Source organism: Streptomyces sp. NPDC005728, assembly GCF_040630895.1.
Taxonomy (GTDB): Bacteria; Actinomycetota; Actinomycetes; order Streptomycetales; family Streptomycetaceae; genus Streptomyces.
Genome location: NZ_JBEXYL010000031.1, coordinates 24,657 through 38,359, shown reverse-complemented (window position 1 = coordinate 38,359; position 13,703 = coordinate 24,657). Strand labels below are relative to the sequence as shown.

At 70.8% G+C, this 13,703-nt stretch carries 13 protein-coding genes and 2 pseudogenes; 9 read left to right on the top strand and 6 right to left on the bottom strand.

Going from position 1 to position 13,703, the window contains the following annotated elements:
- Window positions 1–25: 25 nt before the first annotated feature.
- Window positions 26–568 (top strand): FABP family protein, encoded by a 543-nt coding sequence (locus tag ABZ471_RS21840; protein ID WP_359068440.1) that lies wholly within the window; start codon window positions 26–28, stop codon window positions 566–568.
- A gap of 67 nt (window positions 569–635) precedes the next feature.
- Here the strand turns inward: ABZ471_RS21840 and ABZ471_RS21835 are convergent, their stop codons facing one another.
- The 4 genes and pseudogenes from ABZ471_RS21835 to ABZ471_RS21820 form a co-directional block, all read right to left on the bottom strand.
- Window positions 636–1,223, bottom strand: a complete 588-nt coding sequence (locus ABZ471_RS21835) for a hypothetical protein (RefSeq protein ID WP_359068439.1) — start codon at window positions 1,221–1,223, stop codon at window positions 636–638.
- A gap of 419 nt (window positions 1,224–1,642) precedes the next feature.
- Window positions 1,643–2,410, bottom strand: a complete 768-nt coding sequence (locus ABZ471_RS21830) for an NPP1 family protein (protein WP_359068438.1) — start codon at window positions 2,408–2,410, stop codon at window positions 1,643–1,645.
- Between the two features lie 98 nt (window positions 2,411–2,508).
- A pseudogene (locus ABZ471_RS21825) lies at window positions 2,509–2,715 on the bottom strand (chitinase); the annotation flags it as partial.
- Window positions 2,716–2,911: 196 nt separating this feature from the next.
- Window positions 2,912–3,370, bottom strand: a complete 459-nt coding sequence (locus ABZ471_RS21820; protein ID WP_359068437.1) for a septal ring lytic transglycosylase RlpA family protein — start codon at window positions 3,368–3,370, stop codon at window positions 2,912–2,914.
- 278 nt (window positions 3,371–3,648) lie between these two features.
- On the opposite strand from ABZ471_RS21820, the gene ABZ471_RS21815 reads away from it, so the two are divergent.
- Complete coding sequence (locus ABZ471_RS21815) at window positions 3,649–5,007, top strand: beta-1,3-glucanase family protein (protein ID WP_359068436.1); 1,359 nt, start codon at window positions 3,649–3,651, stop codon at window positions 5,005–5,007.
- Window positions 5,008–5,058: 51 nt separating this feature from the next.
- Here ABZ471_RS21815 and ABZ471_RS21810 read toward each other — a convergent pair whose 3' ends face one another.
- Entirely contained in the window at window positions 5,059–5,802 is a 744-nt protein-coding gene (locus ABZ471_RS21810) for a helix-turn-helix transcriptional regulator (RefSeq protein WP_359068435.1), read from the bottom strand.
- A gap of 54 nt (window positions 5,803–5,856) precedes the next feature.
- Between ABZ471_RS21810 and ABZ471_RS21805 the strand changes: the two genes are divergently transcribed.
- Both ABZ471_RS21805 and ABZ471_RS21800 read left to right on the top strand, forming a co-directional pair.
- Window positions 5,857–7,065: an MFS transporter gene (locus tag ABZ471_RS21805; protein WP_359068434.1), complete on the top strand. Its 1,209-nt coding sequence runs from the start codon at window positions 5,857–5,859 to the stop codon at window positions 7,063–7,065.
- 49 nt (window positions 7,066–7,114) lie between these two features.
- Complete coding sequence (locus ABZ471_RS21800) at window positions 7,115–7,732, top strand: AAA family ATPase (protein WP_359068433.1); 618 nt, start codon at window positions 7,115–7,117, stop codon at window positions 7,730–7,732.
- Between the two features lie 69 nt (window positions 7,733–7,801).
- Here the strand turns inward: ABZ471_RS21800 and ABZ471_RS21795 are convergent, their stop codons facing one another.
- Window positions 7,802–8,638, bottom strand: a complete 837-nt coding sequence (locus ABZ471_RS21795) for a helix-turn-helix transcriptional regulator (protein WP_359068432.1) — start codon at window positions 8,636–8,638, stop codon at window positions 7,802–7,804.
- A gap of 112 nt (window positions 8,639–8,750) precedes the next feature.
- Between ABZ471_RS21795 and ABZ471_RS21790 the strand changes: the two genes are divergently transcribed.
- From ABZ471_RS21790 to ABZ471_RS21770, 5 genes and pseudogenes are all read left to right on the top strand, one after another.
- The gene (locus tag ABZ471_RS21790; protein WP_359068431.1) at window positions 8,751–9,344 is read left to right on the top strand and encodes an NAD(P)H-dependent oxidoreductase; all 594 of its coding nucleotides are present in this window, start codon (window positions 8,751–8,753) and stop codon (window positions 9,342–9,344) included.
- 132 nt (window positions 9,345–9,476) lie between these two features.
- Window positions 9,477–10,774, top strand: a pseudogene (locus ABZ471_RS21785) (hypothetical protein).
- 126 nt (window positions 10,775–10,900) lie between these two features.
- The gene (locus ABZ471_RS21780; protein ID WP_359068430.1) at window positions 10,901–12,406 is read left to right on the top strand and encodes a cytosine permease; all 1,506 of its coding nucleotides are present in this window, start codon (window positions 10,901–10,903) and stop codon (window positions 12,404–12,406) included.
- Window positions 12,403–12,960 carry a cysteine hydrolase gene (locus tag ABZ471_RS21775; RefSeq protein WP_359068429.1) on the top strand — a complete coding sequence of 186 codons (558 nt, stop codon included), beginning with the start codon at window positions 12,403–12,405 and terminating at the stop codon, window positions 12,958–12,960. The genes ABZ471_RS21780 and ABZ471_RS21775 overlap by 4 nt, the downstream gene beginning before the upstream one ends.
- Window positions 12,957–13,688: a GntR family transcriptional regulator gene (locus ABZ471_RS21770; protein ID WP_359068428.1), complete on the top strand. Its 732-nt coding sequence runs from the start codon at window positions 12,957–12,959 to the stop codon at window positions 13,686–13,688. Before ABZ471_RS21775 ends, ABZ471_RS21770 begins: the two co-directional genes overlap by 4 nt.
- The last annotated feature ends 15 nt before the right edge of the window (window positions 13,689–13,703 follow it).

Sequence of the window (13,703 nt, the reverse complement as noted above, 5' to 3'; positions counted from 1 at the left end):
CGTCGCAGACCCAGGAGCGCGCACCGTGATCGACCCCGCATCGGAGTCCCCCTACCCGGACCGTCTCCGCCCGGACGAGGAGCCCGCCCCGCACGCACAGCTCAAGCCCGTGCTCGGTCTGCTGGGCAGCTGGCACGGCCGGGGCCGGGGCGGGTACCCCACGCTCTCCGGGGACTTCACGTACGCGCAGGAGCTGACCTTCAGTCACGACGGCCGTCCCTTCCTGCGCTACGAGGCCCGGGCCTGGCTGCTCGACGAGGACGACGCCCCGCTGCGTCCCGCGGCCCGGGAGAGCGGATGGTGGCGGATCCAGCCGGACGGCCGGGTCGAAGCGCTGATCACCCAGCCCACCGGCATCGCGGAGATCATGGTCGGACAGGCCACCGGGCACGAGGTCGACCTCACCACCCACGCAGTGGCCCTCACCCCCACAGCCAAGGAAGTCGACGCCACCCGCCGCCACTACCTGCTGAACGACGACGGCTCGCTCTCCTTCGAGCACGAACTGAGCGCGGTCGGCCAGCCGCTGCGCCACCACCTTTCGGCACGGCTGCGACGCAAGGACTAGGGCCTGAGAGCAGTCTGGGCAACCTGGGCACCGTGCTGCATCGACGAACTGCCCCAAACCGAAAACCTCAGTAGCCGACCGGGCCGGGCCGGGCTCCGGCCCGGTCGCGGAACCACGCAGCTGCCCCCACCAGCACCGCCGCCCCCAGCCCGTACAGGGGCAGCCACAGAGTCGTCGTGGCCGCCAGGCACTCGGCAACGGCCTTGCGGGCTTGGACCTCCTGCGCGAACGCCAGGGCGGTACCGTCACTGCCGGCCAGGTTCCCCAGCGCGGCCTTCACCTGGAGAGCCTGGTACCTGCCCATCAGCTCGCACTCGCTGCGCGTGCCCGGCATCGGGAACAGCCAAGCCCGGCGCTGCAGCAGGGGTGCAAGTGCGATCGCCACGCACAGGCCGACGACCAGCGCGTACGCGACCAGGCCACGCATGTACGCCGAGCGAATGTCCGGCGTCCAGTCCGCCCGTCGTTGGAAGGCGAGCATCACCGCAAGCAGCGTCACCCCGATGAACGTGGCGAACCACTGCCACGAGCCCTGGGCGAGCGCGAACGTCAGCACCGCGGCGAGTCCGATGCCGATGACACCGGGAGCGGGAATGTCATCGCCTGCTGCGACGGATGCCGGCCTCGGGGTCACTCGGGGGCTGGGATTACTCACGGGCCTCTCCTGCAGGGGGAGGCATCAGCATCCGCCGCGGGGCGCCGCGGCCCTGGGCACCATGCCGTACGGGCCCGGCGCCTCGCCCGGTTGGCCCGCACCTGGTCGGCCGCGCGGGCTACTGGCCGGGGCGCGCCTGGGCCGTCTCTTCCGGACCGTGCCCGGCACGCACTGCCTGGCACCGCACGGTGGCGCTCGAGACGACTGATTCCACCTTCGACCGCGTGGCGCTCGCGCGGCCCGTATCCGGTCCGGGCTCGTTCGGGGCCGCCCCGCACCAACGCGAGGCACGCGGATCGCGTCTCGCCAGCTCGGTGGAGAACTGCACGTCGTGGTTGCCTTCCAGGCCGACGTTGACGCCGGCCGGCGTGGTCAGCGGCGCGCCGCCCTGCCGTATGCGCAGTGCGGCGCGCCGGTCGTCAGCCGTTGGGGTCGAAAGGGATGCCCGACGGCATCGAATGCGCCAGCGCGTACGCGAAGTCGCCGTCCTTGATCTTGATGGAGGCCGCCCCGAAGTTGGCGCTCAGGAGCTTGTCGCGGTAGCCGGCGGGGTAGCCGTTCCAGCCCACCAGGCGGGGGAAGAACCAGCCCCCGGTCACGTTCTCCGGAGGATCGTCGTTGGTGTTGGCGAACCGGAAGTCGTGCGTGGACACGCCGTCCTTGTGGTAGACGATCTTCGGGTGCGTGCCGTCGAAACGGACCGCGGAGCGGGCGGCGACCTGGTAGCTGGTGTGCTGGGACACCGACACGTACCGGACCTCGTTGTTGTTGATCCACACCACGACGTGCTCCCAGTCGTGGGTGTGCCCGATGGCCGCCGGGCCGAGCGTCGCCTGGTCCTTCTCGAAGTAGCTGGCGTACATCACCGCGCACCAGCCGTTGTTGCACTTCTCGCGTGAGTAGGTGTTGGCGTTGGCCAGTTGGGCGTAGTCGTGGCAATGTCCGTTGACATCGCCGCCGAGTTTCAGGCCGGGGTTGACGGTGCCGTCGGCTCCGATCGCCGCGGTGGCGTAGCAGCCGTCACCGTCGTAGTCGTAGGCGGGGGAGAAGGTCTGTTCCAGACCGTCGGCGTTCTGCGGCAGCAACTGCAGGACGTTCGCGTGGGCGCTCGCCGGGACGGCGACGACGAGCGTCATCGCGCCGAGGGCGCCGAGGAGGACCTTGGTCAGGGACTTCACGTTGCGCATGACGGCTCCTTGTCGGGCAGCTCGTGTCAGCAGTACAGGTTGCTGCCCGGGGAGACCCCGAGGATCTGGGTGAAGCGCTGGTAGGCGTCGACGCGGCCGTAGAGCTGTACGGCGGTGCCGTTGGCGCTGTTGGCCCCCGCCACGTCGACGCACTTTCCGGCGAGTCCCGTGATCGCGCCGTCGGCGGCCCGGGCGGGAGCGGCGGCGAACAGCGCGGCGACAAGGGCGGCGAGAACGAAGCCGATGGTGAACCGGCCGGCCGGCGCGGGTCCGGTGCGCAACCGACTGTGGCTGAGCGTTGGCATGGTGGAGTTCCCTGGCCTTTCGCGTGGAGGCGCGCCCTGGGCGAGGCTCATCTCGTGAACGGTGAGTGCGTCGCGCAGGGCGTGGTCGACCCCTGAACCTCGGGGCGTGGACCACTGTCGGGGCGCGGACCACTTTCGTCAAGATCTGAAGTAAGTGGTGAGGAAACCGAGTTGGTGAACACTCGGCAGTCAGGAGTCAGTTGAGGACGGTCTGGGTGACGACGATGTGGCCCGCGTCGGGATCAAGGCTTCCGCCGAGCCGGCCGAAGACGCCGTCGGTGAGGTCCAGGCACTTGGGCTCCTGCGGAGTCTGGATGAAGGTGCCCCGGTCGTTGATGCGGACCACCAGCGACCTGCCGTTGGCGACGTTGGTGACCTGTACCCGGGTCCCGAAGGGCAGTTGCGGGTTCCGGCCGAGTGACGTCGCCGCTGTGTCGGCGTTGTTGTCGAAGAGTTCGCCGCTGGCCGTCAGGGCGCCGGGCGGCTGGGGGCCGTAGTGGGTCGCCCAGCACTGGTCCAACGGGGCGCCACCCCCGGCGGCCTGGGCGCGGGACGTGGCGAACGGTGCGGTGGCCAGGGCGAGTGCGGCGAGGGCGAGGCCGCCGCGTATCGCGACAGGGCGGAGAGAGGGCGGTCCGGTCACGGAGGAGATCACGGCCTTTCCTGGTCGACTGCAGGACAGCCGGAACCTAAAAGGTCTGCACCAGGAGGGTCAAGAGGTGAATGAGACAAGGCCCTTGAGGGCGTGATGCTTCTCGGAGCTGAATCCCTCAGCTACCCAACTCCTTTGGAATACCAGGGAGTTTCAGAACCCAGCGCGTTTCGCCTTCAGTTGTTGACGGCAGGACGGCCCGAGAGTACAAACCCCGGATAGAGCGCTCTCAGGAACTGCTGATCTCTTCCCCACAGGCCGCCACGGCTTTGGAGACCCCCATGCGGATATCCTTCAGCGCATCGACACCGAGACCGCCCAGCGGTGCCGCGCGCTCCCGAACGGCTCTCGGCGTGATCCTCGCGCTGCTCGCCACCTGCTTCTTCGCGATGACACAGGCACCCGCGCAGGCCGCCGACGTTCTGCTCTCCCGCGCCCGCCCCGCCACCGCCTCCTCGACCGAGAACGCGTCGTTCCCGGCCGGCGCGGCGGTCGACGGCGACCCGGGCACCCGCTGGTCGTCGGCGTTCGCCGACCCGCAGTGGCTCCAGGTGGACCTCGGCTCCGTCCAGCAGCTCTCCCGTGTCACCCTGCGCTGGGAGGCCGCCTACGCCACGGCCTTCCAGATCCAGACGTCCACCGACGCGACCCACTGGACGACGGCTTACTCCACCACCACGTCCGCCGGCGGCACCCAGAACGTCGCCGTCACCGGCAGCGGCCGCTACGTACGCCTGTACGGCACCGCACGAGCGACCCCGTACGGCTACTCCCTCTGGGAGTTCGAGGTGTACGGGCCCGGGGGCGGCACCACTCCGCCGGGCGACTTCTGGGGCAGCACGAGCGACATCCCGCCCGCGCAGAACGCCGTCGAAGTGAAGATCCTCAACCGCACCAACGGCAAGTACCCCGACAGCCAGGTGTACTGGAGCTTCAACGGCCAGGTGCACTCCGTCGCCGAACAGCCCTACCTGGACATGCCGGCGAACTCCGCGGGCCGCATGTACTTCTACCTGGGCTCGCCGAACGGCCCGTACTACGACTTCATCGAGTTCACGGTCGGCAACGACGTCTTCAACGGAAACACCACCCGGGTCGACGCCTTCGGCCTCAAACTCGCCATGCGGCTGCACACCAAGGACGGCTACGACGTCGAGGTCGGCGAGAACCGCCAGACCTTCGCCGAGGACCGCGCCACCACCTTCCAGCGCTTCACCGACGCGGTCCCGGCCCAGTTCAAGGTGCTGGCCCAGACGCAGGCTCCCTACCGCATCATCGCGCCCGGCAGCGACCCCAGCTTCCGCGCGGGCGGCGCCAACGCCGGCTACTTCACCTCCTACGCCCAGTCCGTCGGCGTCAACGCGGCCACCTCGGACATCTTCGGCTGTGCCGCCTCCCTGGCAGGCAACCCCGACATGTGCTCGGCCCTCAACCGCCACGTGGCCACACTGCCGGCCTCCCAGCAGTCCGACCCCAGCCAGTACTACAAGGCCGCGCCGGCCAACTACTACGCCGAGTTCTGGCACGACAACGCCATCAACAACCTCGCCTACGGCTTCCCGTACGACGACGTCGCCGGGCAGTCCTCCTTCGTTTCCCACGCCAACCCGCAGTGGCTGCTGGTCGCCGTCGGCTGGTGACGGCGGCGCACCGTGTGACCGAAGGGCGCGACGGGCCCCGTACGCCGCCCGTCAGCCCGAAGGATGGGCACCCGGTGTGTGCCCGAAGGTGCGCCGGAAGACGTCGATGAACGCGCTGGCCGAGGACCAGCCGCACAGGTGCGCCACCGCGGTCACCGGCGTCTTCTCGGCCAGCAGGACCAGGGCGTGATGCAGCCGCAGCTGGGTGCGCCACTGCGGGAACGTCATCCCGAGGTCGCTGCGGAACAGCCGGGCCAGGGTACGGTCGCTCGCCCCGACCTCCCGGCCCAGCTCGGCGAGGGTGCGGCCGTCGGCCGGGTCGGCGCGCAGGATGTCGCACAGCGTCCGCAGCAGGGGCGAGGCCGGTGTCGGCAGGTGCAGCGGCTGCTGCGGCGAGGCACGCAGCTGGTCGAGCAACACCGCGCGCAGCCGGGCCCGTTCGGGGCTGTCGTCATCGGGGGCGCGGGTGTAGGCGACGATCAGTTCGCGCAGCAGCGGGCCCACGGCGAGCACGGTCGGCGTGTCCAGGGCGAGCGGGTTCTCGCTCGCGGGCAGCCCCACCAGGTGGAGGTCGAGTTCGCCATGGGCCTGGTGGGCGTGGACGGTGCCGGCCGGCACCCAGATGGCCCGGGTGCCCGGGGCGACCCAGGTGCCCGCGCTGGTGGTGACGGCCAGCACTCCCCGGCCCGCGTAGGCGATCTGGTGCTCGTCGTGCCGGTGGGCGTCTATCGCGGCGCCGGGCGCCAGCAGCTGGGTGCGGGTCGGAGCGATCGGGTCATGGCGGATCTCCGTCATTTGTTGGCAGGATATCGGAAGCCCGACACGGCGCCCGCTGCGGACCATGACCGGGTGCGAAGGAATGCATCCATAACCCTGCTGTCCGTCGGGCACGCCTGCGTCGACGTCTACCAAGGCGCGGTGGCCTCCCTGGTCCCCTTCTTCGTAGCCGAACGCGCCTACGGCTACGCGGCCGTCTCGGGCATCGTCCTGGCCGCCTCCCTGCTGTCGTCGGTGGCGCAACCCGTGTTCGGACTCCTCACCGACCGCTGGGCGATGCCCTGGCTGCTCCCGGTCAGCACGCTGCTGGGCGGCCTGGGCATCGCCCTCAGCGGACTGAGCGGCTCCTATGGGCTCACCCTGCTGTTCGTCGCGGTGTCCGGGGTCGGCGTGGCCGCTTACCACCCCGAGTCCGCCCGCGCCGCACGTCTCGCCGGCCGGGGGAGCCACACCGCGATGAGCTGGTTCTCGCTGGGCGGCAACCTCGGCTTCGCGCTGGCTCCGCTCCTGGTGGCCGCCGTCGTGGGCACCGGCGGACTGCGGCTGACACCGCTGCTGGTACTGCCGGCCCTCGCGGGCACCGTGCTGTGCCTGCCCGTGCTCCGTGCCCTGGAGCAGCGGCGGGCCGACGGTACCGGTACGGCGGTGGCGGCCGCGGACGACGACAGGGCGTCGTTCGTGAAGCTGTCCCTGGCCGTGGTGTTCCGCTCGGTCGTCTTCGTCGGACTGAGCACGTTCATCTCGCTGTACGCGAAGGAGCGTGTGGGCGGCGGTACGGCGGCGGGCACCGCGGCGCTGTTCGTCCTCTACCTCGGCGGCGCGGTGGGCTCGGTGCTGGGCGGCGCGCTGGCGAACCGCTGGGGCCGGGTCACGGCCGCCCGCCGCTCGTACCTGGTCTCGGTCGCGGCGGTCGCGGGCGTGGTGTTCGTACCGGGCCCGGCCCTGTACCTGTTCGCAGCGCTGACCTCGGCCGCTCTGTACGTACCGTTCTCGCTCCAGGTCACGCTCGGCCAGGACTACCTCCCCTCGCGGGTGGGCACGGCCGGCGGGATCACCCTCGGTCTGGCCGTCGGCATCGGCGGTCTGGTGAGCCCGCTCATCGGCCACGTCGCCGACGCGACGTCCCTGCGGACCGCCCTGGCGCCCCTGGTTCTGATGCCCGTACTGAGCTGGCTCCTGTTCCGCACCCTCCCCGAGCCCGGCTCCCTGCCGGCCGGCCCAAGCACCGTCGGCCGACGCCGACTTGCCCACGGGCTCCGGCGGAGCGACCCCATGCGATGATCACGGAGGCGCACCGGCTCAGAACCCCGGCGGAGGGAAGGACCCCATCATGGCGACCGAAGCGGCTGCGGTCACGGCCGACCCGGACCACGCACGCATCCCCGACACCGTCGCCGGGGGTACGGTCATCCTGCTCAACGGCACGTCCAGCTCCGGCAAATCCAGCATCGCCCGGGCGCTCCTCGACCTGCTCGACGGCACCTGGTTCCATCTGCCCGTCGACGCGTTCCACGCGATGCGCTGCGGCAACCCCATCGCCGACGAGGACCTCCAGGCAGAGATCGACCGCACCGCCAAGGGCTTCCACCGGGCCGTCGCCGGGATGGCCGCGGGCGGCAACAACCTGGTCGTGGACCATCCGCTCAGCCGTCGCTGGCGGCTGCTGGACCTCCTCGATCTGCTCGTTCCCGAGGACACCGTCCTGGTCGGGGTCCGCTGTCCGCTGCCCGAACTGGAACGCCGCGAGCGCGAGCGGGGCGACCGGCAAGCGGGCCTGGCCGCCCTCCAGTACGACCAGGTCCACTCCCACGGACTGCACGACCTCGACGTGGACACCAGCCTCCTCTCCCCGCAGCAGTGTGCCCTGCGTATTCGCGACGTCCTGCGGGACCGGCCGCGCCCCACCGCCTTCGAACGGCTCGGGGCGACCCTCCGCGACCCCTCCTGACCCGGCCGGATCGCGACGGCCGGAGAGACGCCAGGAGTGCCGTCCCGGACCGGCGGCGGCTTACGAGCGTCAGGAGATGGCCCGGAGCCGGCCCCGGGACCGGTCGCGGAGGCGGTCGACGGCCTCGGCCGTCGCCTCGTCCGCGGGGAGGAACACGACCAGGTGCTGCGCGTCCGACGAGAGGTCGAGCGTCTCGCGGAGCAGCCGGAGTTCACACCCGGACGGGTGGTGGAGCCGGAGGACTCCCCGCTGCGGGACCACGTGACGGTTCAGGCGCCGGGTGAACTCCGGGCCCGCGACGGGCGCGAGTTCGGCGGTGAGCCACTCGGAGGTCTCGATGCCCGGACCGAGCCACAGGTCGAAGGCCTGCTCGTCCGCGACCTCGTCCCAGTCGGCGAAGAACGAGCGGGAGCGGGAGTCGGTGAAGACATAGCGGGTGAGGTTCGGGGCATCGGCGTCGAACAGCCCGCTGCCGCCCATGACCGCCTCGAACGCGCTGGTGCTCGCCAGGATGTCGCCGAGCCGGTTGGTCACCAGGGCGATGCCCGGTTCGAGCAGCCGGAGGGTCTCCAGCACGCCCGGTCGCACGTCCCGGCGTGCCGGAGCGGGCCGGGTGTGGGCGGAGCACTCGCCGCCGGTGATCTTCGCGAGGTAGCGCAGGTGATTGCGCTCGGCGGGATCGAGGCTGAGGGCGTCGGCGAGCGCGTTCACCACCGCCACGGAGGGGTTGCGGTCGCGGCCCTGCTCCATACGGGTCAGATACTCGACGCTGATCCCGGCCCGCGCGGCGAGATCCACCCGCCGCAGCCCCGGTGACCGGCGCCGGCCGTGGTCGGGCAGCCCCAGCGCCTGAGGCTGGATGCTGTCGCGCTTGACCCGGACGAAATCCCCCAACGGCGTTCCCATGCCCCGAGAATAAGACGCGCCTCGCCGGTCGTGGGGTGCTCAGCGTGGCCCTGTGGGGGCCAGCCTGAGCCCGGCCTGGCTGGTTCGGGAAGCCGGTCCGATCGTGGTGGGCATGGAGAACACACACAAGCTGGTGATCATCATCGGCAGCGTCCGGGACGGGCGCTTCGGTCCGGTCGTGGCGTCCTGGGTCGCCGAACAGGCCGGTACGCACGGGGGTTTCGACGTCGACGTGATCGATCTCGCCGAGATCGACATCCCCCTGTCCCTGCCCGCGGCATCGCCGAAGTACGCCGGCGACGACTACCCCCGTCCGGCCGGGATGGCGGCGCTCACCTCGGCACTGGACGACGCCGACGCGTTCATCGTGGTCACGCCGGAGTACAACCACAGCTACCCCGCCTCGCTGAAGGCGGCCATCGACTGGCACTTCACCCAGTGGACGGCCAAGCCCGTCGCCTTCGTCAGCTACGGGGGCGCAGCGGGCGGCCGGCACGCGGTTCTGCACCTGGAGAACGTCCTGACCGAGTTGCACGCGGTGACGATCCGCGACGGTCTCGCCTTTCCGAACTACTTCACCGCATGGCAGGACGGCCGTCCGCTCGACCCCGACGCCTCCGGGTACGCCAAGACCCTGCTCGACCAGCTGGCCTGGTGGGCGGGCGCGCTGCGGACGGCACGCGAGGCGGCTCCCTACCCGGCCTGACACCAGGCCCGAGGATTCACAAGGAACCTCCCTTTAAAGGCGTCGAAACGGCGGAGCAACACCGCCGCACGAACCTTCCTGCACTGCTCACTCCGGGCCGTCCGGGGCGCAGTGCAGAAAGGGGGAAGAGCCGTGACGGAGATCGTCGACAGCCAGGCGCCACCGGCCCCGCCCGGGAGCCGTGCGTACAACGGCTGGACGCAGAACGACACGCTGGAGGACTACTCGCTGCGGTACGCGCCGAAGTCCTTCCGCCGTTGGACGCCGTACGTGGTGGCCACGACGGCGCTGGGCGGCATCGCCTATCTCGCGGACTTCGCCATCGGCGGCTCGATCGCCCTGTCCCACGGCTTCTCCAGCGCCATGGTGGCCATCCTCGCGGCGGCCGTGACCATCTTCCTCACCGGCATTCCGATCTCGTACTACTCGGCGAAGTACTCCATCGACGTGGACCTGTTGACCCGAGGGGCGGGCTTCGGCTACCTCGGGTCGACCCTCACCTCGGTGATCTACGCCGGCTTCACCTTCATCTTCTTCGCCCTCGAGGGATCGATCATGGCGCAGGCCCTGGAGCTGGGCCTGCACATTCCGCTCGCCGTCGGGTACGTCATCTGCTCGCTGATCATCCTGCCGCTGGTCGTCTACGGCATGACCGCGCTGTCGAAGATGCAGGTGTGGACACAGCCGGTCTGGCTGGTCCTGATGGTCGCGCCGTTCGTGTCCATTCCACGAACGCGTACTCCGGCTCGCTGTCCTGGTCCAACTTCTTCTCCCGGCTGACACACCGTCACCCCGGCCGTGTGGTCTACATCTTCCTGAACGTCGGCATCGCGCTCGCCCTCATGGAGGGCGGGGTCTTCGGCTTCCTCAACACGGTCCTCGGGTTCTACTCCAACGTGGCCATCGCCTGGATCGGCGCGGTCGTCGCCGACCTCGTGATCAACAAGCCGCTGAAGCTGAGCCCCTCGTACATCGAGTTCAAGCGGGCCCACCTGTACCACTTCAACCCGGTCGGCTTCGGCTCGATGCTGATCGCCTCCACGGTGTCCATCGCCGCCTACTTCGAGGCGTTCGGCGCGTACGGCAAGGCCATCTCGCCGTTCATCGCGCTGTTCCTGGCCATGGTGCTCTCACCGCTGTTCGCGGTGCTCACCCAGGGGCGCTACTACATCGCCCGCGCGGACGACCTGGACGAACCGCTGCTGGGTGCCGACGGCCTGTCGGCGGCCACGCTGACCTGCTCGGTGTGCACGAGCGACTTCGAGCGTCCCGACATGGCCAACTGCCCCTTCCGCCAAGGCGCGATCTGCTCGCTGTGCTGCAGTCTGGAGAAGAACTGCCACGACTCCTGCAAGGGTGCGGGCACTTCGGGTCCCGTCGACCTCGCCCCGCCCGCCGTGCGCTCGGGCAGCGGCTCGTCCCCTGCATGACGCCGACGAGCCCCCGGCGGTCGCTGTGCCCCGTCCGCCGGGGGCCGTGCCTTCTGTTGACGCCTCTCGGCGCACCGGCCTAGCGTCGACCGGACACGTCCAGACAGGTAGGGCAGGGGGTCGGAGATGACGCATCCGCAGGACGTTCCCGACAGCAGATCCGACGGCCGCCAGATCCAGCTGGAGACGCACGGACTCGAGGTCATCGGGGACGCGGAGCGCAAGGGCACCCCGAACATGCTGTTCTGGCCCTGGTTCGGGGCGAACGTCTCCGTACTCGGCCTCAGCTACGGCGCCTTCGCGCTCGGCTTCGGCATCTCCTTCGGGCAGGCCCTCGCGGCCGGCGTGCTCGGCATCGTCGTCTCCTTCCTGCTCTGCGGCTTCATCGCGGTCGCGGGCAAACGCGGCTCGGCACCCACCATGGTGCTCAGCCGGGCCGCGTACGGGGTGCGCGGCAACCGGCTGCCGTCGGTGATCTCCTGGATGCTCACCGTCGGCTGGGAGACCGTCCTCACCGCGCTCGCCACCCTGGCCACCGCGACCGTCTTCAGCCGGCTCGGCTGGGGCGGCGGCACGGAGACCAAGGTGGTCGCCCTCATGGTGGTGGCCGCGCTGACCGTGATCGGCGGGGTCATGGGCTTCGACCTGATCATGCGCCTGCAGACCTGGATCACCGTGATCACGGGCGTGCTCACCCTCGTCTACGTCGGCCTGGTCGCCGACCACATCCACTGGGCCACGGTCAGCGCGATCCCGGCGGGCTCCGCCCAGGAGTTCATCGGCGCACTGGTGTTCATGATGACCGGCTTCGGGCTCGGCTGGGTCAACGCCGCCGCCGACTACTCCCGCTATCTGCCCCGCAGTTCGTCCAGCCGGGGCGTGATCGGCTGGACCGCCTTCGGCGGCTCCGCGGCCCCGCTGCTCCTGCTGGTCTTCGGCCTCCTGCTGGCCGGCTCCTCCGACCAGCTGAGCAAGGCGATCGCCGCCGACCCGATCGGCGCACTGACCACGATCCTGCCGACCTGGTTCCTGGTGCCCTTCGCGGTGGTCGCCGTCCTCGGCCTGGTGGGCGGCGCGGTCCTGGACATCTACTCCTCCGGCCTGGCCCTGCTCTCCGCGGGCGTGCGGGTGCCGCGCTACCTGGCCGCACTCTTCGACGGCGCCCTGATGATCGCGGGCTCCGTCTACGTCGTCTTCTTCGCCGACAGCTTCCTCGCCCAGTTCATGGGCTTCCTCACCACACTCGGCGTGCCCATCGCCGCCTGGTGCGGGATCATGCTCGCCGACCTCGCGCTGCGCCGCGGCGACTACGACGAGGGCGACCTGTACCGCCCGCGCGGCCGCTACGGCGACGTACCCCTGCTGCCGCTGCTGCTCACCCTGGGCGCCACGGCCGTCGGCTGGGGCCTGGTCACCAACACCGCCGCCGACTGGCTCACGTGGCAGGGCTATCTCCTCGAGCCGTTCGGACTCGGCGGCAGGACCGGCTCCTGGGCGTACGCCAACCTCGGTGTCCTCGTCGCGCTCGCGCTCGCCTTTCTCGGAACCCTGCTGCTGGGCCGGGCCCGGGTGCGCGCGCAGGAAGCCCAGGCGCCGAGCCCGACACCGGACGAGGGGGTGCAGCGCGGATGACCTCGGCCTCCGGTCTGCTCGCCGTCATCGACATGCAGCGTGTCTTCGCCGACCCCGCCAGCCCCTGGGCCACCCCCCGTTTCGCCGACGCGGCCGCTGGCGTACGGCGGCTGCTGCCCGCCTTCGGCGACCGCGTCGCCTTCACCCGCTTCCTCGCACCCGAGATCCCCACCGGAGCGTGGCGCGCCTACTACGCCCAGTGGCCCTTCGCACTCCAGCCACCGGACGCCGGACTGTGGGAGCTGGCGGACGAGTTCGCCGAGCGCACCGCCCACGTCGTGGACACCACCACCTTCGGCAAGTGGACCCCGGAACTCTCCGACCGCGTCGGCCCGGACGGCCGCCTGGTCCTGGCCGGCGTCAGCACCGACTGCTGCGTGCTGTCCACCGCTCTGGCCGCCGCCGACGCCGGGACCGAGGTGCTGGTCGTCGCCGATGCCTGTGCGGGCGTGGACGACGACGCCCACGTCAAGACCCTCCAGGTGCTGGACCTCTACCGGCCGCTGATCCGGGTCACCACTGTCGACGACCTGCTCGCGGAGCCCCGGCCATGACCGGCGTCCCGCTCAAGCACCAGCGGATCAGCCGGATCCTCGCCCGGGAGATCCGCAGCGGCCGCCGCCCGGCGGGCGACCGACTGCCCGGCGAACACGCCCTCGCCGAGCGGTTCGGCGTCAGCCGTACGACGGTCCGCGCGGCCCTCGCCGAGCTGTCCGAGGAGGGGCTGATCACCACGCGGACCGGCAAGGGCTCCTACGTCCTCTTCGACGGCCGCCCGCCGGACGAGGGGCTCGGCTGGGCCGCCGCCCTGGCCCTCCAGGGCGTCGAGAGCCGGGTGCACACCCTCGCCGTGCGGGCGACGCACGACAGCGGGCTCGCCACCGAACTCGGCCTGGAGAAGGACGCGTTCGTGTGCGTGGAGCGCACCCGCGAGCTGGTCGCGGACGGCACCGTGGTGGCGTACGAACGCAGCCTCCTGCCGCCCGTGTCCGTGATCCGGGAGCTGCCCGATCGGGGTCTCGGCCAGGACGCGCTCCCCGAGGTGCTGCAACGGGCCGGGCTGCGCCCCGACCACGGCGAGCAGCGGATATCCGGCCGGCGGATCGACGCCCACGAGGCGGAGCTGTTGCGCCGCAGGCCCGGGGACTGGTTCCTCCATACACGGCGCACCAGCCGGACGACCGACGGCACCTTCGCCGAGCACCACGTCAGCCTGCTCGACCCCGATCACTTCCGGCTGGCCCTCACCTTCGCCCGACCCGCCACGGAAAGCACCCCATGACCCCGGAATCCTCAC

Coding starts and splice junctions, on each gene's coding strand:
- ABZ471_RS21830 (WP_359068438.1), bottom strand. CDS start 2,410: ATGCGCAACGTGAAGTCCCTGACCAAGGTCCTCCTCGGCGCCCTCGGC.
- ABZ471_RS21815 (WP_359068436.1), top strand. CDS start 3,649: ATGCGGATATCCTTCAGCGCATCGACACCGAGACCGCCCAGCGGTGCC.
- ABZ471_RS21810 (WP_359068435.1), bottom strand. CDS start 5,802: ATGACGGAGATCCGCCATGACCCGATCGCTCCGACCCGCACCCAGCTG.
- ABZ471_RS21800 (WP_359068433.1), top strand. CDS start 7,115: ATGGCGACCGAAGCGGCTGCGGTCACGGCCGACCCGGACCACGCACGC.
- ABZ471_RS21795 (WP_359068432.1), bottom strand. CDS start 8,638: ATGGGAACGCCGTTGGGGGATTTCGTCCGGGTCAAGCGCGACAGCATC.
- ABZ471_RS21790 (WP_359068431.1), top strand. CDS start 8,751: ATGGAGAACACACACAAGCTGGTGATCATCATCGGCAGCGTCCGGGAC.
- ABZ471_RS21780 (WP_359068430.1), top strand. CDS start 10,901: ATGACGCATCCGCAGGACGTTCCCGACAGCAGATCCGACGGCCGCCAG.
- ABZ471_RS21775 (WP_359068429.1), top strand. CDS start 12,403: ATGACCTCGGCCTCCGGTCTGCTCGCCGTCATCGACATGCAGCGTGTC.
- ABZ471_RS21770 (WP_359068428.1), top strand. CDS start 12,957: ATGACCGGCGTCCCGCTCAAGCACCAGCGGATCAGCCGGATCCTCGCC.